Source organism: Candidatus Nitrosarchaeum limnium BG20 (assembly GCF_000241145.1).
Taxonomy (GTDB): domain Archaea; phylum Thermoproteota; class Nitrososphaeria; order Nitrososphaerales; family Nitrosopumilaceae; genus Nitrosarchaeum; species Nitrosarchaeum limnae.
Map to the genome: position 1 here is coordinate 1 of NZ_AHJG01000089.1, position 507 is coordinate 507.

Consider the following 507-nt stretch of genomic DNA (forward strand, 5'->3'; position numbering starts at 1 on the left):
AAGTGTCGATGTTTTTGTCGGTTCAGGTGATGGTTCAGGTGATGGTTCAGGTGATGGTTCAGGTGATTTGGTTGGTTCAGGTGTTGATTTAGGAGTTGTAGTTGGTTCTGGTGTATTCAAAACATCATTTACAGTAATTGTAATTGATTGCCTATCTGTTGCAGAACCTTGTTTTACAACTATATCAAATGTGTATGATTTTGTACCTTGCAGATTAGTTGGGGTCCATGAAAATAATCCAGTGTTTGTATTGATTTTTGCACCAGTTGGAGGATTTTTGTCTAGACTGTACACTAAATCATTAAGTGAACTATCAGTTACTTTGACAATAAAAGACAAAAGTTTTCCTTCATCAATTGTCAAGTTTTCTATTTTATTGAGTTTGAGAGTAATTGATGGGGTTGCTGTGACTTCATTTGATGCAGAGCTTGTGCCAACAGAGTTTATTGTTGAAACCTTGTATGTGTATACAGTTCCAGTAGTAAGACCAGTATGAGAATAAGTTGT

General features: G+C 35.7%; 1 protein-coding gene. It reads right to left on the minus strand.

Translation table 11 applies throughout. The features are described from left to right. Positions 1-507 (minus strand): putative Ig domain-containing protein (locus BG20_RS02650; RefSeq protein WP_010190605.1); only part of this gene is annotated, 507 nt, incomplete at both ends.